A 539-nucleotide genomic window follows, 5' to 3' on the forward strand; every position below is an offset into this window, starting at 1 on the left:
GCCTTGGCATCAGGAGCCGATGAAGGACGTGGGAGCCTGCGATATGCCTCGGGGAGTCGGCAACCAGACTTTGATCCGGGGATTTCCGAATGGGGAAACCTGGCACTCGTCATGGGGTGTCGCCGCCGTCTGAATGTATAGGGCGGTTGGTGGGAACGCGGGGAAGTGAAACATCTCAGTACCCGCAGGAAGAGAAAACAATTGTGATTCCGTGAGTAGTGGTGAGCGAAAGCGGAGGAGCCTAAACCGTGCGCGTGTGATACCTGGTAGGGGTTGCGTGTGCGGGGTTGTGGGACCATCCGGCTGGGTCTACCAGTCCAGCAAGGAGTTACAAACTGCTCGGGTAGTCGAATGGCATGGGAAGGCCGACCGTAGACGGTGAGAGTCCGGTAGACGAAACTTGAGTGGCTTCTGGGTGTGTTCCCGAGTAGCACGGGGCCCGTGAAATCCCGTGTGAATCTGCCACGACCACGTGGTAAGGCTGAATACTTCCTGATGACCGATAGCGGACCAGTACCGTGAGGGAAAGGTGAAAAGTG

The 539-nt window shown here is 57.5% G+C and carries 1 rRNA gene; it reads left to right on the plus strand.

Annotated elements, in window-relative coordinates:
- Position 1: 1 nt before the first annotated feature.
- Positions 2-539: ribosomal RNA gene (locus ETD96_RS44270) — 23S ribosomal RNA — on the plus strand; the annotation flags it as partial.

Origin of the sequence: Actinomadura geliboluensis, assembly GCF_005889745.1 — a bacterium.
Taxonomy (GTDB): domain Bacteria; phylum Actinomycetota; class Actinomycetes; order Streptosporangiales; family Streptosporangiaceae; genus Spirillospora; species Spirillospora geliboluensis.